Raw genomic sequence first — 18,157 nt, 5'->3', positions numbered from 1 at the left:
TCAGACGTCGACCGGGAGCCCTCGTGCGCGCCATGCCTGGAATCCGCCGATCAGGTCGGTGGCCCGGTGCAGCCCCAACTGCCGCAGGGAGGCGACGGCGAGACTGGAGGCGTACCCCTCGTCGCAGATCACCACGATCCGCAGGTCGTGGCTGACCGCCTCGGCCGCACGGTGGCTTCCCCGCGGGTCGAGCCGCCACTCCAGCTCGTTGCGCTCGACGATCAGCGCGCCCGGAATGAGGCCGTCCTTCTTCCGCAACGCCGCGTAGCGGATGTCCACCAGCAGTGCCCCGTCGGCCGCGGCGTCCGCCGCCTCCCGCGGGCCGATCCGGTCGTAGCCGGCCCTGACCCGCTCCAGCAGTTCGTCGATGCCCACCCGTTCCGCACCGTCGACGGCGTCGTCGCTCACTGCCAGTCCTCCGGACGCTCGGTCTGCTCCAGCCGGAGCACCGCGCCGGTCCGGCTGAACCGGCGGATCCGCGGCAGTGGCGGATAGTACGCGTGCACCGAGACGGCATGCTCGTCGTCGGACTCGTTGAGCACCTCGTGGACATGGTGCTGCCCGAATGCCCGGCCCTGACCTGCCGGCAACTGCCGTGAGCGGTCCACTCCTTCACTCAGTTCCAGGGTCTTCCAGCCGTCGGTGGGAAGCCTCGCCGCCAGCGAGTGTTCCCTGAGCGTGCCCGACGCGGTGGTGAAGGCCCCGATGGACTCGGCGTGGTCGTGCCACCCGGTGCCAGAGCCGGGGGGCCAGCCGATGAGCCAGGCCTCGCTGCCGCCGGGACCGTCGAGCCGTACCCAGGTACGGCCCTCGGGGTCGAGCGGGAGGGAGGCGATGAGGTCCGCGTCCCGAGCGGTACGGCGCACGAATTCGAGCAGGTCCGCGACGTTCGGACCGGCCGGGGTTCCGGCAGCCACGGAGACGGCAGAGGCCGGGGAGCCACCCGGGGAAGCAGGGGCACCGGGGGAAACGGAGGCAGCCGGGGATACGGACACACCCGGGAACACAGAAGGGGAAGGTGCAGACACAGGGACCGTCCTGAGAGTTCGCGTGAAGGCACGGCCGCGCGGAAGACCAGCGCGGACCGGCGGAGAAAGGCGATTCAGCAGGACGGGCGACACACGCAGCCCGCGTAACGGACGAGGTCCATATGGACCCTCCGCCACAGGCGCACATCGGTGTCGGTCATGATCTGGAGTACACCATGTGCGCCCGTGAGGGTCAATTGATGCCCGCGGTCCGGCCGGAGCGAAGGGAGCCCGGGCGAAGGGGGTCCGGGCGTGCGGCGTCGGAGCGAACGAGCTCGGAGCCGCCGGCGTCCGCGGGACCGGCCCCGCCCTCCCCGTCGGCGGCAGCCGTGCCGGTACGCCCCGTCCCGCCCCGTACGGCGTCAGCCGCCGCGGACAGTTCCGCCGGCCGTACTCCGCCGAAGGACGCCACCAGATGTCCGTCCGGCCTGACGAGCAGCACGCTGTGGGCCGAGGCGCCCGGATAGCTCTCGGCCACCAGCAGTTCGCCCTTCATCGGCAGTGCCTCCACCGCCTCCGCCAGCCGTGGCATGACACCCGCGGTCAGCCAGTGACGCCGGTCCCACACACCGGTACCCGGCGCGATCAGGATGACCAGAAGACGCCCCCGCCCCATGCGCTCGCGCAGGGGCACGGTCTTCCCGTCCGGCGCTGTCACCCGCACATCTGCGACCGGCGCACCGAGGGGCGTGCCCACAGGAGTGTGTGCGTCAGTGCGCGGAGGCGCGAGGGGGGAGTGCGTGTACGAAGGGGGCGCGCCCAGCGGGCCGCACCCCAGATGACCGTCCGCGAGCAGGCTGTCGTGCCCGCGCGCGCCCTTGGGCACCAGCGTCCGCAGGCCCCCGCCGCCGCGAAGCACCGGCAGGGACTGGTCCGCGGCGCGCAGCCGTGCCGCGACGGCGGCCCGGCGCTCGGCCTGGTAACTGTCCAGCAGCAGTTCACCGGCGCTGTGGTGCCAGGCCTGGGCCAGCTTCCAGGCGAGGTTCTCGGCGTCCCGGAGCCCCTCGTCCAGGCCCTGGGTGCCCAGCGCCCCCAGCAGGTGCGCGGCGTCCCCGGCCAGGAAGGCCCGCTTCTCCCGCCAGCGCAGGGCGAGCCGGTGGTGCAGTGTGTACACCCCGGTGTCCAGCAGGTCGTACGCGGGTGTCTCGCCGCACCAGCCCGCCAGGGTGTCCCGGATCCGGGTGATGAGGGCATCGGGGGTGACCAGTTCGCCACGCGGCGGGAGGAGCCAGTCCAGCCGCCAGACGCCGTCCGGCAGCGGTCGCGCCGTCACCTCGGCGCCCCCGGTCCGCCACGGCGGCAGCCGGTGCAGCACGGCCCGGCCGGGCCACGGGAGTTCGACGCGCAGCGCGGCGACGGCGTGCCGTTCCACGGCCGTACGACCGGGAAACCTGATGTCCAGCAGCTTGCGCACGGTGGAGCGTGCGCCGTCGCAGCCGACCAGATAACTCCCGCGCCACCAGGTCGAACCGGGCTCTCGGGTGTGCACCGTGACCCCGTCGGGGTCCTGCTCCAGTGTGTCGATCCGGCTGAGTGGCACCAGCCGCACCAGGTCCTGTGCGGCGACGGCGTCCCGCAGGCCGCGGGTGAGGTCGTGCTGCGGGAGATGGACCGGGGCGGGCAGCTCGGTGCCGCCCTCCTCCTCGCCCAGCGGGACATCGCGTACCAGTTGCTTGCGCCGCATCGAACGCCAGCCGGTCCACCGCAGGCCCGCCTCGTCCAGGAGGGGCCCGGTGAGCCGTTTTACCAGGCCGGCGGTGTCCTCGCGCAGCACGACCGTGCGTGCCGGGCGCGGCTCCTCCTTGCCCGGTCCTTCGTCGAGGACGACGGAGGGGACACCCTGAGCGGCGAGGGCGAGCGACAGCGTCAGACCGACGGGTCCGGCGCCGACCACGATCACCGGGTCCACGGCGCGTGCCCTCCGGCCCGTACGGTTGTGCGGAACGTGGCAGTGGAAGCCGGGTACGTGATCACAGAACGTATGCAACCCACTGGGGGTGCGTGCGTCAAGTGACCGAGGCAGCGACGCGTGCGCCGCTGCCTCGAATGCTCCTGGTGAAGAGGGTCAGTTCTTCGCCACACCGGTCCCGTCGGACCCGTTGGACCCGTCGGTACTGCCCTTACCCGTGGCTTCGGCGGATCCTGCGCCCCCTGCGCCCCCCGTGCCGCCGGGCGCGGTGAGAACGTCCGCGGTTCCGGCGGCGGCCACGACCGGGATGCCGGTCTTGGCACGCCGTCCGCGCTTCTCGATCCAGGTGGCGAGCGCCGACAGCAGCAGACACATCGCGACGTAGATGGTGCCGATCACGGCGATCGTCGAGACGTACGGGTACTGGCCGTTGACCTGAGTGTTGGAGGCGATCAGCCGGGCCGTCTGGAGCAGCTCCGGGTACAGGATGATGAAGCCCAGCGAGGTGTCCTTGAGGGTCACCACGAGCTGGCCGATGATCGTGGGCAGCATGGCCCGGACGGCCTGCGGGATCAGCACGCTGACCATGACCTGGGTCTTGCTCATGCCCAGGGCGTAGGCCGCTTCGCTCTGTCCCTTGGGCACCGAGTTGATGCCGGCCCGCAGCACCTCGGCCTGCACACAGCCGTTGTAGACGGACAGGCCGAGCGCCAGGGCCCACATCGAGTAGTCGGTGAGGAACCCGACCCAGATGGCGTAGATGGTGATCAGCAGCGGGATCGAGCGGAACAGCTCGATGAACGTGGTGGCCGCCCAGCGGACCGGCGCGTGGTCGGAGAGCCGGGCGACGGCGAGCACCACACCCAGGATCAGTGAGCCGACCGCGGCCAGACCGAAGGCCTTCAGGGTGGCGACGAGGGAGTCGGCGATGTTCTGCCGGATGCCCGAGTAGTTGAAGATGTCCCACATCTCGGGGGCCAGATGCCCCTTGTCGGACAGCCGCACGACGCTGACGGCGAGCAGCGCCAGGATGGCGAGAGTGCCGATGACCGCGTAGATCCGGTTGCGTACGGCGGCCTTGGGACCCGGCGCGTCGTAGAGAACGCTGGCGCTCATCGGGCGACCTCCATGCGACGCTCCAGCAGCCGGAACAGGCCGCTGATGACAAAGGTGACGACCAGGTAGCCCAGGGCCACCCAGATGAAGACGGGAGCGATCTCGTAACCCCGGTCACTCATCAGCTTCTGCCAGCCGAACAGTTCGGTGACGCTGAAGGCGCCCGCGATCGCGGAGTTCTTCGTGAGCGCGATGAAGATGCTGCTCAACGGCGGGATCACGGTCCGCGTGGCCTGCGGGAGCACGACGATCCGCAGCGTCTGGGCGAACGTCATACCGATGGAGCGCGCGGCCTCGGCCTGTCCCAGCGGCACGGTGTTGATGCCCGAACGGACCGCCTCGCAGACGAACGACGAGGTGTAGAAGCCGAGGGCCAGCGAGCCGAGCAGGAACGGACTCATGCCCGGGAAGAGGATCTCCGGGACGACGAAGAAGAAGATCAGGAAGAGCAGGGTCAGCGGGGTGTTGCGCAGCAGCGTCACCCAGGCGGTGCCGAAGAACCGCAGCGGCGGCACGGGCGAGACCCGGAATCCGGCGATGGCGACACCGAGAACCAGGGCGATAACCGAGCTGACGGCGGTGATCGACACTGTTCCTATGAAGCCGTCGCGGAACTCTGGGAAATTGTCGAGCAGTACGTTCATGAGGTCTCCGCGTCGGCGGTCAGCGGCATCAGGGCAGGGGAAGGGGCGCCCCGTACGCACACCGTGCCCGGCGGGAGCGGCAGCGGTGGCGTACGGGACGCTTCGGTCACGGGCACGGCGTCGGTCTCGGACGCACGCACGGCATCAGTGACGGGACGGCGGGGCGGCCTCGGCGGCGGGGCCGCCTTCGGCCGCGGCTCCGCGTCAGTAACGCTCGATGGCCGGCGGCTCGGTGTACTCCGCGTCGGACAGACCCAGCGTCGCCTCGTAGATCTTCTTGTACGTGCCGTCCTTGACGTGCGCCTCCAGCGACTTGTTGATCGCCTCGCGCAGAACCTTGTCGTCCTTGTTCATGCCGACGCCGTAGGGCTCTTCGGTGAACGGCTGACCGACGACCCTGAGCTTGCCGGAGTTGGCGGCGGCGTAGCCCTTGAGGATCGAGTCGTCGGTGGTGACGGCGTCGATCTGCTTCGTCAGCAGCTGCTGCACGCAGTCCGAGTACTTGGCGAGCTCGACGACGCTCGCACCGTACTCCGGCTTCTTGATCTCCTGGAGGGGAGTGGAGCCGACGATCGAGCAGACCTTCTTGCCCTTCACCGAGTCCTTGCCGGTGATGGACTTCTCGTCCTTGCGCACCAGCAGGTCGGCGCCCGCCTTGTAGTACGGACCCGCGAAGCCGACCTGCTTCTTGCGCTCGTCGTTGATCGTGTACGTGCCGACGAAGTAGTCGACCTGGCCCTTGGAGATCGCCGTCTCGCGGATGCCGGAGTCGACCGTCTTCCACTCGATCTGCTTGGCGGAGAAGCCGAGGTCGGCGGCGATCATCTTGGCGATCTCGATGTCGAAGCCGGAGCGCTCCTTGGTCGACTGGTCCTCGAAGCCCAGGTACGGCTGGTCGGCCTTGGCACCGATGACCAGCTTGCCGCGCTTCTTGGCCTCCTTGAAGACCGGGGAGTCCAGGTCGATGCCCGTCGCGACGGTGTACGTCGGCAGCTCGGGAGCGTTGGAGGCGCCGGGCTTGGTCCCGGACGGCTTGTCACCGGCCGAGCCCTCCTTGCCACCGCAGGCGGTCGCGGTCAGGGCGAGCACGGCGATGGCCGCGACGGCGGCCGACTTGCGGAGCTTCATCTGAACAGTCCTTATGTCGTTGGTCGTTGTCGTCAGTGGTGAAGGATCTTCGACAGGAAGTCCTTGGCCCGGTCGCTGCGCGGATTGCTGAAGAACTGGTCGGGCGAGGCCTCTTCGACGATCTTCCCGTCCGCCATGAAGACGACACGGTTGGCGGCGGACCGGGCGAAGCCCATCTCGTGGGTGACCACGATCATCGTCATCCCGTCCCGGGCCAGCTGCTGCATGACTTCGAGGACCTCGTTGATCATCTCCGGGTCGAGCGCCGAAGTGGGCTCGTCGAAGAGCATGACCTTGGGGTCCATCGCCAACGCCCGTGCGATCGCGACGCGTTGCTGCTGACCGCCGGAGAGCTGCGCCGGGTACTTGTCGGCCTGCACGCCGACGCCCACCCGGTCGAGCAGGGTGCGGGCCTTCTCCTCCGCGGCCTTCCTGTCGGTCTTGCGGACCTTGGTCTGGCCCAGCATGACGTTCTCCAGCACGGTCTTGTGCGCGAAGAGATTGAACGACTGGAAGACCATGCCCACGTCGGCGCGCAGCCGGGCCAGCTCCTTGCCCTCCTGGGGCAGCGGCCTGCCGTCGATCGAGATCGCTCCCGAGTCGATCGTCTCCAAGCGGTTGATGGTGCGGCACAGCGTGGACTTGCCGGACCCGGAGGGCCCGATGACGACCACGACCTCGCCACGGGCGATGGTCAGGTCGATGTCCTGGAGCACATGCAGCGCGCCGAAGTGCTTGTTGACGTTGCTCAGTACGACAAGGTCGTTCGCCGCAGGGGCGGCATCCTCGGCGGCCTTGGTCACTGAAACTCCGCTCATCGGCTTCTTGCTCCGTCCTCCTCGGTTGGCAAGGACACTAGTGACGCAGTGCGACCAGCGTCATTACATCTGAGCGGAAATTGAGCATAACGATCCGGCGGCAACCGGACACTCCGCGTGAACAGGACGCCCGGAGTGCGGCCGGGGCGTACCGGGTGCATAACGGAAACCCTGCTGTAACCGGTGGGCCCTTGACTGGCGTGCCCGTCATCGGAGTGGATGCCCTGAGGCGAACGGACGTGAAACGCCGCTGAACGGGAAGTCTCACAGAGACCACGCGGAGTGAAACGCCATGTATCGCCATGTAACAGCACGTAATGCCATGCGACATCCGTACGTGGCACAGAGCCCCGCGGCGCCGGGGAGACGGAGAGGAGGGGCATGAGACTTCTGCTCGTCGAGGACGACAATCACGTCGCGGCGGCCCTGTCCGCCGTGCTCGCCCGGCACGGCTTCCGGGTGGTGCACGCACGCAACGGCGAGGAGGCGCTGCGCGCGCTGCTCCCGGCGGAGAGGGAGCCCTTCGGGGTCATCCTCCTGGACCTCGGGCTGCCCGATCAGGACGGCTACGAGGTCTGCGGCAAGATCCGCAAACGGACCTCGACCCCGGTGATCATGGTGACCGCGCGCGCCGATGTGCGCTCGCGCATCCACGGGCTCAACCTCGGCGCCGACGACTATGTCGTCAAGCCCTACGACACCGGCGAGCTGCTCGCCCGTATCCACGCGGTCGCCCGGCGCACCCTGCCCGGCGAGGACACCGCGCCCACACCCGTCGCCGCCCTGCGGCTCGGGCCGGTCCACATCGAGCTGCCGACCCGCAGGGTCAGCGTCGACGGGGACGAAGTCCAGCTCACCCGCAAGGAGTTCGACCTCCTCGCGCTGCTCGCCCAGCGGCCCGGTGTGGTGTTCCGCCGGGAACAGATCATCAGTGAGGTGTGGCGCACCAGCTGGGAGGGGACGGGCCGCACGCTGGAAGTGCACGTCGCCTCCCTGCGCTCCAAGCTGCGGCTGCCCGCACTGATCGAGACTGTGCGGGGCGTCGGCTACCGGCTCGTCTCGCCGTCCGCGTAGGGGCGTACGTTCCCGGTGCACACCCGCCTGCTTCCGCTGCTCATCATTCTCATGGCGGCCGTTCTGCTCGCACTGGGCTTCCCGCTGGCCGTCAGCGTGGCCGCCGCCGAACAGCAGCGCGTCGTCATCGACCGGATCGACGACACGGCACGGTTCGCCGCGCTGGCGCAGTTCGTCAGTGAGCCCATGCCGGGCAACGACGAACGCCGGCGCACGCTCCAGACGGAGCTGGAGGCGTACGACTCCGTGTACGGGATCCGGGTGGGCGTCTTCTACCGGGACGACCGACCGCTGGCGAAGGCCCCGTCCGGCTGGAGCCTGCCCGCAGCAGGGGAGGGGCGGGAGGCGTTCAAGGAGGCTCTGCTCGGCCGCCGTTCCCATGATCCGCCCCAGGTCTGGCCCTGGCAGACCGGCCGGATCGTCGTCGCCTCGCCCGTCGTGCGGGACGGGGATGTCGTCGCCGTCGTCGTCATCGACTCACCCACCGGTGGGATGCGGTCCCGGACGCTGCACGGCTGGCTGCTGATCGCGCTGGGCGAGGCACTCGCGATGCTCGTCGCGGTCGGCGCGGCGTTCCGGCTCACGGGCTGGGTGCTGCTGCCCGTGCGGATCCTGGACGCGGCCACCCACGACATCGCCGTCGGCCGCATGCGTTCGCGGGTCGCGGCATCCGGCGGACCGCCGGAACTCAGGCGCCTGGCCCGCTCGTTCAACGAGATGGCCGACAACGTCGAGGACGTGCTGGAGCAGCAGCGCGCCTTCGTCGCCGACGCCTCGCACCAGTTGCGCAACCCACTGGCCGCGCTGCTGCTGCGCATCGAGCTCCTCGCCCTCGAACTCCCCGAGGGGAACGAGGAGATCGCCTCGGTGCGTACGGAGGGCAAGCGTCTGGCGCAGGTCCTCGACGACCTCCTCGGCCTCGCGCTGGCCGAGCACGCCGAGGCCGACCTCAAGCTCACAGACCTCGGCGCGCTCACGGCGGAGCGGGTCGCCTCCTGGCGGCCGGTCGCGGAGGAGAAGGGCGTCGTCCTGACGCTCGACGGCGCGGCGGCGGTCACCGCGTGGGCGGACCCCATCGCCCTCTCCAGCGCCCTCGACGCGGTGATCGACAATGCCCTGAAGTTCACGCCGCCGGGCGAGGACGTACGCGTCACGGTCGCCGCCGGCGCCGCCCGCGCGACGGTCGTGGTCGCCGACCGGGGACCGGGGCTGACCGAGCAGGAACTGGAACGCATCGGCGACCGCTTCTGGCGCAGCAACCGCCACCAGAACGTCAAGGGGTCGGGCCTCGGGCTGTCCATCACCCGGGTGCTGCTCGCGGCGGGCGACAGCTCGATCTCCTACGCCCGGCACGAGCCGCACGGGCTGCGCGTGACGGTGTCGGTGCCGCGGAACCTCCCGCACGGCTGAGCGGCCGCACCCGCGCCCGGCGGTCGCGCACCCGCGCCCGGCGGTCGCGCACCCGCACTCGCGCGGGCGCGCGCTCAGGGCTCGTGCGGGCGCTCAGGGCTTGACGGAGCGGTAGTAGCGCCCGGCCCCTTCGTGCAGGGGGAGCGGGTCGGTGTAGATCGCCGTCCGGAGGTCCACCAGCTGGGCCGCGTGCACCTCGCGCCCGATCCGGTCCCTGCTGTTGATCACGGTCCGGGTGAAGGCCTCGGTCATCGCCGGATCCGTACGGTCGGTGGTGACCAGCAGATTGGCGACGGCGACCGTGGGCACGGACTGCCCCTGCTGCGCGTTCAGATAGGCGTCGGCGGGCATCACCGCCGAACGGTAGAAGCGGGTGGGTCCGCCCGCCGCCTGGAGCTTCGCGATCAGCGGATCCTCCAGCGGCACCAGCCGGACGGCGTACCGTTCCGACAGCTCCTGCACCGCGCTGGTCGGCAGACCTCCCGACCAGAAGAACGCGTCGAGCCGGCCCTCGGCCAGCCGGGTCGGCATCGTGTCGATACCGGCCGGCACCGGCGTGATGCCGGACGCCGGATCGATGCCCGCGGCCTTCATCAGCCGGTCGGCGACCAGCCGCACCCCCGAACCCTGCTGTCCCACCCCCACCCGCTTGCCCCGCAGATCGGCGACCCTGCGCACCTCGGAGTCCCGGGGCACGACCAGCTGGATGTAGTCGTCGTACAGCCGGACACAGCCGCGCAGCCGCTGCGAGCCGGGCTTGCCGTCCCGCAGATAGGTGGCGACGGCGTCGGCGGTGGCGATGGTGAAGTCGGCCTTCCCCGTCGCGACCCGTTCGAGGTTCTGCTGCGAGCCCTCGCTGGTCCGCAGCTGTATGGACACCTTGGGCATGTCCTTGGCGAGCGCCCCTTCGAGCCGCTCGCCGTACCGCTGGTAGACCCCGCTGTGCACGCCCGTGGAGAAGGTCAGCGAACCGCTCGGCGCCGTGCCCCCCAGCGGAAGCACCCACCACAGCAGCAGCCCGAGAACGACCGCGAGAGCGGCACCCGCCTGAACGGTGCGCCGTCGGCCGAATCGGGACAGGGCGTGGAGCATGGCCGCGATCCTGCCAGCTCACACCCGTGCTGGCCAGGCCCGGGGCCCTCGGCGGGGAGTGCCGGGCAGTCCCCCGCGGCGGCCGCGGCGGGGAGGTGCGAGGGGAGGGACGCGGGGAGGCGCGCCACAACCGCCTACCCTTGTCGCATGAGCAGCGGCAACCGGAGCGAAGCAGTGGACGTCAAGAAAAGCTACGAGGTGCGCACCTACGGGTGCCAGATGAACGTTCACGACTCCGAACGGCTGTCGGGGCTCCTGGAGGACGCCGGCTACGTACGCGCACCCGAGGGTTCCGACGGTGACGCCGACGTCGTCGTCTTCAACACCTGTGCGGTACGGGAGAACGCCGACAACAAGCTCTACGGCAACCTCGGCCGGCTCGCCCCGATGAAGACCAAGCGGCCCGGGATGCAGATCGCGGTGGGCGGCTGCCTCGCGCAGAAGGACCGCGACACGATCGTCGAGCGGGCCCCCTGGGTGGACGTCGTCTTCGGCACGCACAACATCGGCAAGCTGCCGGTACTGCTGGAGCGCGCCCGCGTCCAGGAGGAGGCGCAGATCGAGATCGCCGAATCCCTGGAGGCGTTCCCCTCCACGCTCCCCACCCGCCGCGAGTCCGCCTACGCGGCGTGGGTCTCCATCTCCGTCGGCTGCAACAACACCTGCACCTTCTGCATCGTCCCCGCGCTGCGCGGCAAGGAGAAGGACCGCCGCACCGGCGACATCCTGGCCGAGATCGAGGCACTCGTCGCCGAGGGCGTGTCCGAGATCACCCTGCTCGGCCAGAACGTGAACGCCTACGGTTCCGACATCGGCGACCGCGAGGCCTTCTCCAAGCTGCTGCGCGCCTGCGGGAGGATCGAGGGCCTGGAGCGGGTGCGCTTCACCTCGCCGCACCCGCGCGACTTCACCGACGACGTCATCGCCGCGATGGCCGAGACCCCGAACGTGATGCCGCAGCTCCACATGCCGATGCAGTCGGGCTCCGACACGGTCCTGAAGGCGATGCGGCGCTCCTACCGGCAGGAGCGCTTCCTCGGGATCATCGAGAAGGTGCGCGCCGCGATGCCGGACGCCGCCATCTCCACCGACATCATCGTGGGCTTCCCCGGCGAGACCGAGGAGGACTTCCAGCAGACGATGCACGCCGTGCGCGAGGCCCGCTTCGCGAACGCCTTCACCTTCCAGTACTCCAAGCGGCCCGGGACCCCGGCCGCCGACATGGAGGACCAGATCCCCAAGGAGGTCGTGCAGGAGCGCTACATGCGCCTGTCCGAACTCCAGGAGGAGATCTCCTGGGAGGAGAACAAGAAGCAGGTCGGCCGCACCCTGGACGTCATGGTCGCCGAGGGCGAGGGCCGCAAGGACGGTGCCACCCACCGTCTCTCCGGCCGGGCGCCCGACAACCGCCTCGTCCACTTCACCAAGCCCTCCCGGACCGTGCGCCCCGGAGACGTGGTGACCGTCGAGATCACCTACGCCGCACCGCACCACCTGCTGGCGGAAGGCGCCCCGCTGGGCGTGCGCAGCACACGCGCGGGCGACGCGTGGGAGAAGCGCACCACCGCCGCGGCCCCCCGGCCCACCGGTGTGATGCTCGGCCTGCCGGGCATCGGCGCCCCTGCGCCGCTCCCGGCCGCGGCGGCTTCCGGCTGCGGCGGCGTCTGACACCTCGGTGCCCGGAGCACCGGCGGGCCCTTCACCCGCTGGTGCTCCGGAGACCGCGGGACCCGGCGCGGCGCCCCGCAGTACGCTGACCGGCATGCTTGTCGCCGCCGCCGTGTGCCCCTGCCCGCCTCTCCTGGTGCCCGAGGTCGCCGCCGGAGCCGCGCCCGAGCTCGATGCCGCGCGGAGCGCGTGCCTCGACGCCCTGGGTGTGCTCGCCGCCTCCCGCCCCGATCTGCTGGTCGTGATCGGCCCCGCCGGCGAGGAGGGGCGTGGACGGCACCTGGAGGGCGCTGTCGGCTCCTTCGGAGGCTTCGGGGTCGATCTGGACGTACGCCTGGGCGCGGCGCCCGTGACGGGGCCTGTGGGCGAGTCCTCGCCGGACGTCGCGTCCCGGCCGCTGCCGTTCTCCCTGGCCGTCGGCGCATGGCTGCTGGACCGGGCGCGGTGGGCCGGTGCGCCCGTCGAGGGACTCGGCGTGGCGGAGACCCTGAGCGGGGAGCGCTGCGCGGCGGCGGGCCGGGAACTGGCGGCCGCGGCCGGCCGCGTCGCTCTCCTGGTGATGGGCGACGGCAGCGCCTGCCGCACGCTGAAGGCGCCGGGGTATCTGGACGAGCGGGCCGCGGAGTTCGACGCGCGGGCGGGCGCGGCGCTGGGCGCCGCGGATCTCGCCGCGCTCCGCGCGCTCGACGAGCCGCTCGCGTACGAACTGAAGGCGGCGGGCCGCGCCCCCTGGCAGGTCCTCGCGGGCGCCGCCGAGGGCACGGGCCTGGGCGGCCGGCTCCTGTACGAGGACGCCCCCTACGGCGTCGGGTACACCGTCGCCGCCTGGTCGTGACCCCGCGGTAGCCGGCACCGCCCCCCGCCACGAGCGGTGGGGCGGTGGGCGCGCACGCCGCACGGCCGCGGAGCACGCTCGCTCCACGGCCGTCCGGCAGCACGCTCGATCACATCCGCCCCGGCCCCGTCAGGACCGGACGCCCGTCAGGAGCCGGACACCCGAACGCGTGCCCCGGATCAGGAGGCCGGCGGCTTGCCGCCCTCGTCCTTGTGGCCCAGGCGGTCCACCGCGTCCTTCGCCTTCTGCGTACCGGACACGATCTTGTCGCTGTACTTGCCCTTGGTCTTCTCATCCACTGTGCGCGCGGCCTTGTCCAGACCCTGTTCGATCTTTCCCCCGTGCTGCTGCGCGAGGTCACCGACCTTGTCCTTGGCCGGAGCCAGCTTGGCCTTGAGGCTGTCCAGGAAACCCATGGGGCACCTTCCGTGCGGAGTGGACTGTCTGTGTACGGGTGCTCTCTCCCACCCCATTGTCCGTTACCGCCGATTTTGCTGGGGAGGGCGGGCGATGGCGCCGTTTCGGACGCCGTTCGGTACGTTCGGGAAGCAGCCGTACATTTGCGAGACTGTGGCGGTGACAAGTCCCGCTTCAGCCCCCCGCGTCATCACCGTCGTCGGCCCCACCGCGGCCGGAAAGTCCGATCTGGGGGTGTTCCTCGCCCAGCAGCTAGACGGTGAAGTGGTCAACGCCGACTCCATGCAGCTCTACCGCGGCATGGACATCGGCACCGCCAAACTGACGCTTCCCGAGCGCGGCGGTGTGGAGCACCGCCTGCTGGACATCTGGGACGTCACCGAGGCCGCCAGCGTCGCCGAGTACCAGCGGCTGGCCCGGCTGGAGATCGACCGGCTGCTCGCCGAAGGCCGTACCCCCGTCCTCGTCGGCGGATCCGGCCTCTACGTGAAGGGCGCCATCGACGCCCTGGAGTTCCCGGGCACGGATCCCGAGGTGCGGGCTCGCCTGGAGCGGGAACTCGCCGACAGCGGCTCCGGCGTGTTGCACGCCCGGCTGGCCGTCGCGGACCCCGACGCCGCCCGCGCCATCCTGCCGAGCAACGGGCGCCGCATCGTCCGCGCCCTCGAAGTCATCGAGATCACCGGCAAGCCGTTCACGGCCAACCTCCCCGGGAGCGAGGCGGTCTACGACGCCGTACAGATCGGCGTCGACGTCGACCGCCCGGAACTGGACGCACGCATCACGGCGCGCGTCGACCGGATGTGGGAGGACGGTCTGGTGGACGAGGTGCGCGCCCTGGAGGCCGAAGGACTGCGCGAGGGGCTCACGGCCTCCCGCGCGCTCGGCTATCAGCAGGTGCTCGCAGCCCTCGCCGGACAGTGCACCGAGGAAGAGGCGCGGGCCGAGACCGTGCGCGCCACCAAACGCTTCGCGCGCCGTCAGGACTCCTGGTTCAGACGCGACCCGCGTGTGCAATGGCTCAGCGGTACGGAGGCGCAGCGCGGGGAACTCCCGCACCGCGCGCTGACGTTGGTCGAACGAGCGGTTACAGCCTGATCACGTGATGGCATCGGGAAGCTCCGGCCGTCATTTCGGCACCCGTGGGCGTGCCATCATCGAGCATCGATCGACCAGTCCGAGTTGGGAGGGCGCGTGGCGATGGAGGCCGGCCCTCGCGACACAGAACGAGACGCACCGGATGCGCGGCACACGGCGGGACCACTGAGCCCCGACGGGCCCGATGAGCACGACGTCACCCCCGAGGTGGAGGTCGAGCTCCGCCCGGCGCGCCGACTGCGGATCTGGCAGCTCGCACCGATCGTCATCCTGGCCACCGTCGGCTCCCTGATGTTCGCCTTCCCCCTCGCCTTCGAGTTCGGCGGCGGCGGCGCGGTGGTCGCCATGCTGGGGCTTCTGATCAGCTGCTGCGCGGCCGGCTGGGGCATGATGGCGGCCCGCCGCGTCGGCTACACCTGGCCCGGCCTGCCGGCCAGGGGCAGCGGTGAGCGCCCCGACTGGCGCGTGCTCGCCCTGTACGTCGCCGTGTGCGCCGCACTGGTCGCGCTGGCCGTCTGGCGCGTGGACCGCCTCCGCTGACGGGGACCGCCGTCCGGCGGGGCGGCCACCGCCCGGCCCGTCCCCGGTTTCGCGGACTGTCGGTGCCGCCTCGTACAGTTGCCCTGTGAGCACCTCGCAGATCGCCTTCCTCAAGGGCCACGGCACGGACAACGACTTCGTGATCGTTCCGGACGCCGACAACACCGTCGCCCTGCCACCGGCTGTCGTCGCCCGCCTCTGTGACCGCCGGGGCGGTATCGGCGGCGACGGCCTGCTGCACGCCGTACGCTCCGCGGCGCACCCCGAGGCGCGGGCGATGGCGGACGAGGCCGAGTGGTTCATGGACTACCGCAACGCGGACGGTTCGATCGCCGAGATGTGCGGCAACGGCGTACGGGTCTTCGCCCGCTACCTCCAGCGCGCCGGGCTCGTCGAGGAGGGCGATCTCGCCGTCGCGACCCGTGGCGGCGTCAAGCGGGTCCACCTCGCCAAGGGCGCCGACATCACGGTCTCCATGGGGCGCGCCCTGCTGCCGGACGAGGGCGTCACCGTCACCGTCGACGGCCGCAGCTGGGAAGCCCGCAACGTCAACATGGGCAATCCGCACGCCGTCACGTTCGTCGACGACCTCGCGCACGCCGGGGAGCTTCGCTCCGTACCTCCGTTCAGCCCGGCGGCCGTCTACCCCGACGGGGTCAACATCGAGTTTGTCGTCGACCGGGGACCGCGTCACGTCGCGATGCGCGTCCACGAGCGCGGCTCGGGAGAGACCCGCTCCTGCGGCACCGGCGCGTGCGCCGTCGCGGTCGCCGCGGCCCGCAGGGACGGCGTGGACCCCGCGCTGACCGGCCTGGCCGCCACGTACACGGTGGATCTGCCCGGCGGCACCCTGGTCATCACCGAGTACCCGGACGGCGGGATCGAGATGACCGGCCCCGCGGTGATCGTCGCGGAAGGCGTCATCGATCCGGCCTGGCTCGAATCGGCGACCGGCTGAGGGACAGCCCGTAAAGGCTGTCCCGGACACGCCGACGGCTTCGCTCGAATGGGTGATCCGTTTCACGCTCGGCGAGAGCCGGACTGCGCCACGTGGTGGGGTCGGTAGCATCAAGCACCGGCCCGGAGACGCATCCGTGTCCTCCCACCGCCGGCCGACGTTGCCGGAGGCGCCCCCATGAGTGCAGAGGCCACCAACCCAGGTGCTCCCCTTCGCAAACGGGGCCGTCCCCGCATCGATCTGCGCCGGCTGGGCCGGGTGGCGCTGCTCGGGCCCGTCTCCCGCGACCGGCTGCCCGCCGCCATCGGCCATGTCGCCGAGGCCCATCGCGCCCACCACCCGGACGCCGACCTCACCATCCTGCACAAGGCCTATGTCCTGGCGGAGTCCTCCCACCGGGGCCAGATGCGCAAGAGCGGCGAGCCGTACATCACCCACCCGCTCGCCGTGACGCTGATCCTCGCCGAACTGGGCGCCGAGACGACGACCCTGACCGCGTCACTCCTCCATGACACCGTGGAGGACACCGAGGTGACACTCGACCAGGTGCGCCAGCAGTTCGGCGAAGAGGTCTGTTACCTCGTCGACGGCGTCACCAAACTCGAGAAGGTCGACTACGGCGCGGCCGCCGAACCCGAGACGTTCCGCAAGATGCTCGTGGCCACCGGCAACGACGTCCGGGTCATGTCGATCAAACTCGCCGACCGGCTGCACAACATGCGCACGCTCGGGGTGATGCGGCCCGAGAAGCAGGCCAGGATCGCCAAGGTCACCCGCGACGTGCTCATCCCGCTCGCCGAACGCCTGGGAGTGCAGGCGCTCAAGACCGAACTCGAAGACCTCGTCTTCGCGATCCTGCACCCGGACGAGTACGCGCACACCCAGGCCCTGACCGCCGCCGGGGGAGCCGGGGACGATCTGCTCGGCACCATGGCCGACAGCGTCAGGACCACGCTGCGGGACGCCGGCATCACCGCCGAAGTCCTGATCAGACCCCGGCACTTGGTCTCACTGCACCGGGCCAGGATCAAACGCGGAGAACTGCGGGGCACCGACTTCGGGCGGCTGCTCGTCCTGGTCGCCGAGGACGCCGACTGCTACGCCGTGCTCGGCGAACTGCACACCTGTCTCACCCCGGTGATCTCCGAGTTCAAGGACTTCATCGCGGCCCCCAAGTTCAACCTGTACCAATCGCTGCACACCGCGGTCGTCGGTCCGGACGGCGCGGTCGCCGAAGTCCTCATCCGCACGCACCAGATGCACAAGGTCGCCGAGGCGGGCGTCGTCGCCCTCGGCAATCCGTACACCACGGACGGCGCCACCGCGGCGCAGCAGGCCGAACAGGCGGACGGCGAGCGCGCCGACCCGACCCGGCCCGGCTGGCTCTCCAGGCTCCTCGACTGGCAGGAGTCGGCACCGGACCCCGACACCTTCTGGCGGACCCTGCGCGCCGACCTGGCCCAGGACCGCGAGATCACGGTGTTCCGTACCGACGGGGGAACGCTTGGTCTCCCCGCCGGGGCCAGCTGCGTCGACGCCGCGTACGCGCAGTACGGCGAGGAGGCGCACGGCTGCATCGGTGCCCGGGTCAACGGCCGCCTCGCCACGCTCAGTACGGTTCTCAGCGACGGCGACACCGTGCAGCCGCTGCTCACCGAGGACGCCGCGTCCGGTCCCTCGCCCGACTGGCTCGACCACGCCCGTACCCCGGCCGCGCGGATCGCGATCACCGGCTGGCTCGACACCCACCCGGACGCCGCCCGGATCCCCGACGCCACGCGGCCCGTCGGACCCGGGCCCCAGCAGGCCGAGCCCGCGGCCGGCGGCCCGGAGAACGCGGCGGGCGGACGGACCGGGAACCCCGCCCGCACGGCCGGCGTCGTGCTGGACGGTCCGGACGCCCCCGTACGTCTGGCCGGCTGCTGCACTCCGGTGCCCCCGGACCGCATCACCGGATTCCTCGTACGCGGCGGCGCCGTCACCGTGCACCGCCAGGAGTGCCCGGCCGTGGCCCGGATGCGGGCGATCGGCCGCGCACCGGTCGCGGCCCGCTGGGACGGGACGGGCGACTGGGGCGACGGCTCGGAATGCCGGGTCACACTGGTCGCCGAGTCCTTCGGACGCCCCCGGCTGCTCGCCGACCTCACCGAGGCGATCGCGACGGCCGACGCGGCGATCGTCTCCGCCACCGTCGAACCGCCCAGCGAACAGCGGGTCCGGCACACCTACACCCTCCAGCTCCCGGACGCCGCGGGTCTTCCCGCCCTCATGCGCGCCATGCGCGATGTCGCCGGGGTCTACGATGTGAGCCGCGCCCAGCACCCGGCCGCCACGGGCTGACGGGGCTCCGACCACCGCGTTCCGGGCCCGGACGGGTCGATCTCGTTCGGGTGGTGCGGCGCGCGCCACACACGCGCGGCGG

At 71.1% G+C, this 18,157-nt stretch carries 19 protein-coding genes; 8 read left to right on the top strand and 11 right to left on the bottom strand.

Annotated elements, in window-relative coordinates; translation table 11 throughout:
• The 9 genes from ACIGJO_RS09390 to ACIGJO_RS09350 form a co-directional block, all read right to left on the bottom strand.
• Window positions 1-408, bottom strand: coding sequence for a rhodanese-like domain-containing protein (locus ACIGJO_RS09390; protein ID WP_399954424.1), 408 nt, complete (start codon window positions 406-408; stop codon window positions 1-3).
• On the bottom strand, window positions 405-1,028 hold the full coding sequence (locus ACIGJO_RS09385; RefSeq protein ID WP_399954421.1) for a cysteine dioxygenase: 624 nt from the start codon (window positions 1,026-1,028) through the stop codon (window positions 405-407). The genes ACIGJO_RS09390 and ACIGJO_RS09385 overlap by 4 nt, the downstream gene beginning before the upstream one ends.
• A 74-nt stretch (window positions 1,029-1,102) precedes the next feature.
• Window positions 1,103-1,150, bottom strand: a complete 48-nt coding sequence (locus ACIGJO_RS09380; protein ID WP_309506048.1) for a hypothetical protein — start codon at window positions 1,148-1,150, stop codon at window positions 1,103-1,105.
• A 71-nt stretch (window positions 1,151-1,221) separates the two neighbouring features.
• Window positions 1,222-2,937, bottom strand: coding sequence for an FAD-dependent monooxygenase (locus ACIGJO_RS09375; protein WP_399954418.1), 1,716 nt, complete (start codon window positions 2,935-2,937; stop codon window positions 1,222-1,224).
• Window positions 2,938-3,093: 156 nt separating this feature from the next.
• Window positions 3,094-4,053 carry an amino acid ABC transporter permease gene (locus ACIGJO_RS09370; RefSeq protein ID WP_399954415.1) on the bottom strand — a complete coding sequence of 320 codons (960 nt, stop codon included), beginning with the start codon at window positions 4,051-4,053 and terminating at the stop codon, window positions 3,094-3,096.
• A complete protein-coding gene (locus ACIGJO_RS09365; RefSeq protein WP_266924547.1) occupies window positions 4,050-4,697 on the bottom strand; it encodes an amino acid ABC transporter permease in 648 nt (215 codons plus the stop codon). The genes ACIGJO_RS09370 and ACIGJO_RS09365 overlap by 4 nt, the downstream gene beginning before the upstream one ends.
• Complete coding sequence (locus tag ACIGJO_RS09360; protein ID WP_399954411.1) at window positions 4,694-4,837, bottom strand: hypothetical protein; 144 nt, start codon at window positions 4,835-4,837, stop codon at window positions 4,694-4,696. The genes ACIGJO_RS09365 and ACIGJO_RS09360 overlap by 4 nt, the downstream gene beginning before the upstream one ends.
• A gap of 64 nt (window positions 4,838-4,901) precedes the next feature.
• Entirely contained in the window at window positions 4,902-5,825 is a 924-nt protein-coding gene (locus tag ACIGJO_RS09355; RefSeq protein ID WP_399954408.1) for a glutamate ABC transporter substrate-binding protein, read from the bottom strand.
• Between the two features lie 32 nt (window positions 5,826-5,857).
• Complete coding sequence (locus ACIGJO_RS09350; protein ID WP_399954405.1) at window positions 5,858-6,643, bottom strand: amino acid ABC transporter ATP-binding protein; 786 nt, start codon at window positions 6,641-6,643, stop codon at window positions 5,858-5,860.
• Window positions 6,644-7,024: 381 nt separating this feature from the next.
• Between ACIGJO_RS09350 and ACIGJO_RS09345 the strand changes: the two genes are divergently transcribed.
• Together ACIGJO_RS09345 and ACIGJO_RS09340 are read left to right on the top strand one after the other, a co-directional pair.
• Complete coding sequence (locus ACIGJO_RS09345) at window positions 7,025-7,717, top strand: response regulator transcription factor (protein WP_399954402.1); 693 nt, start codon at window positions 7,025-7,027, stop codon at window positions 7,715-7,717.
• A gap of 15 nt (window positions 7,718-7,732) precedes the next feature.
• The gene (locus ACIGJO_RS09340) at window positions 7,733-9,127 is read left to right on the top strand and encodes a sensor histidine kinase (protein WP_399954399.1); all 1,395 of its coding nucleotides are present in this window, start codon (window positions 7,733-7,735) and stop codon (window positions 9,125-9,127) included.
• 93 nt (window positions 9,128-9,220) lie between these two features.
• On the opposite strand, the gene ACIGJO_RS09335 is transcribed toward ACIGJO_RS09340, so the two are convergent.
• Complete coding sequence (locus ACIGJO_RS09335) at window positions 9,221-10,219, bottom strand: TAXI family TRAP transporter solute-binding subunit (protein ID WP_399954396.1); 999 nt, start codon at window positions 10,217-10,219, stop codon at window positions 9,221-9,223.
• A gap of 147 nt (window positions 10,220-10,366) precedes the next feature.
• Between ACIGJO_RS09335 and miaB the strand changes: the two genes are divergently transcribed.
• Together miaB and ACIGJO_RS09325 are read left to right on the top strand one after the other, a co-directional pair.
• Complete coding sequence (gene miaB, locus ACIGJO_RS09330; RefSeq protein ID WP_399954393.1) at window positions 10,367-11,887, top strand: tRNA (N6-isopentenyl adenosine(37)-C2)-methylthiotransferase MiaB; 1,521 nt, start codon at window positions 10,367-10,369, stop codon at window positions 11,885-11,887.
• Between the two features lie 94 nt (window positions 11,888-11,981).
• Complete coding sequence (locus tag ACIGJO_RS09325) at window positions 11,982-12,722, top strand: class III extradiol dioxygenase subunit B-like domain-containing protein (protein ID WP_399954390.1); 741 nt, start codon at window positions 11,982-11,984, stop codon at window positions 12,720-12,722.
• A 179-nt stretch (window positions 12,723-12,901) separates the two neighbouring features.
• Here ACIGJO_RS09325 and ACIGJO_RS09320 read toward each other — a convergent pair whose 3' ends face one another.
• Entirely contained in the window at window positions 12,902-13,138 is a 237-nt protein-coding gene (locus tag ACIGJO_RS09320; protein ID WP_399954387.1) for an antitoxin, read from the bottom strand.
• A 160-nt stretch (window positions 13,139-13,298) separates the two neighbouring features.
• On the opposite strand from ACIGJO_RS09320, the gene miaA reads away from it, so the two are divergent.
• The 4 genes from miaA (at window position 13,299) to ACIGJO_RS09300 (ending at window position 18,075) form a co-directional block, all read left to right on the top strand.
• Window positions 13,299-14,237 (top strand): tRNA (adenosine(37)-N6)-dimethylallyltransferase MiaA, encoded by a 939-nt coding sequence (gene miaA, locus ACIGJO_RS09315; protein WP_399954385.1) that lies wholly within the window; start codon window positions 13,299-13,301, stop codon window positions 14,235-14,237.
• A gap of 102 nt (window positions 14,238-14,339) precedes the next feature.
• Window positions 14,340-14,777 carry a hypothetical protein gene (locus tag ACIGJO_RS09310; RefSeq protein ID WP_266927847.1) on the top strand — a complete coding sequence of 146 codons (438 nt, stop codon included), beginning with the start codon at window positions 14,340-14,342 and terminating at the stop codon, window positions 14,775-14,777.
• A gap of 85 nt (window positions 14,778-14,862) precedes the next feature.
• Window positions 14,863-15,735 carry a diaminopimelate epimerase gene (gene dapF, locus ACIGJO_RS09305; RefSeq protein ID WP_399954382.1) on the top strand — a complete coding sequence of 291 codons (873 nt, stop codon included), beginning with the start codon at window positions 14,863-14,865 and terminating at the stop codon, window positions 15,733-15,735.
• A gap of 177 nt (window positions 15,736-15,912) precedes the next feature.
• Entirely contained in the window at window positions 15,913-18,075 is a 2,163-nt protein-coding gene (locus ACIGJO_RS09300) for a RelA/SpoT family protein (RefSeq protein ID WP_399954379.1), read from the top strand.
• Window positions 18,076-18,157 lie beyond the last annotated feature (82 nt).

It is taken from the genome of Streptomyces sp. NPDC079020 (genome assembly GCF_044542225.1).
In the GTDB taxonomy this organism is placed as follows: Bacteria; Actinomycetota; Actinomycetes; order Streptomycetales; family Streptomycetaceae; genus Streptomyces.
This window is presented reverse-complemented; position numbering and strand designations above follow the sequence as displayed.

What these genes read in the sequence shown, in the direction of transcription:
- ACIGJO_RS09355 (WP_399954408.1), bottom strand. Translation starts at nt 5,825, where the DNA reads ATGAAGCTCCGCAAGTCGGCCGCCGTCGCGGCCATCGCCGTGCTCGCC.
- ACIGJO_RS09345 (WP_399954402.1), top strand. Translation starts at nt 7,025, where the DNA reads ATGAGACTTCTGCTCGTCGAGGACGACAATCACGTCGCGGCGGCCCTG.
- ACIGJO_RS09335 (WP_399954396.1), bottom strand. Translation starts at nt 10,219, where the DNA reads ATGCTCCACGCCCTGTCCCGATTCGGCCGACGGCGCACCGTTCAGGCG.
- ACIGJO_RS09350 (WP_399954405.1), bottom strand. Translation starts at nt 6,643, where the DNA reads ATGAGCGGAGTTTCAGTGACCAAGGCCGCCGAGGATGCCGCCCCTGCG.
- ACIGJO_RS09365 (WP_266924547.1), bottom strand. Translation starts at nt 4,697, where the DNA reads ATGAACGTACTGCTCGACAATTTCCCAGAGTTCCGCGACGGCTTCATA.
- ACIGJO_RS09325 (WP_399954390.1), top strand. Translation starts at nt 11,982, where the DNA reads ATGCTTGTCGCCGCCGCCGTGTGCCCCTGCCCGCCTCTCCTGGTGCCC.
- ACIGJO_RS09300 (WP_399954379.1), top strand. Translation starts at nt 15,913, where the DNA reads ATGAGTGCAGAGGCCACCAACCCAGGTGCTCCCCTTCGCAAACGGGGC.
- ACIGJO_RS09370 (WP_399954415.1), bottom strand. Translation starts at nt 4,053, where the DNA reads ATGAGCGCCAGCGTTCTCTACGACGCGCCGGGTCCCAAGGCCGCCGTA.
- ACIGJO_RS09320 (WP_399954387.1), bottom strand. Translation starts at nt 13,138, where the DNA reads ATGGGTTTCCTGGACAGCCTCAAGGCCAAGCTGGCTCCGGCCAAGGAC.
- miaB (WP_399954393.1), top strand. Translation starts at nt 10,367, where the DNA reads ATGAGCAGCGGCAACCGGAGCGAAGCAGTGGACGTCAAGAAAAGCTAC.
- ACIGJO_RS09310 (WP_266927847.1), top strand. Translation starts at nt 14,340, where the DNA reads ATGGAGGCCGGCCCTCGCGACACAGAACGAGACGCACCGGATGCGCGG.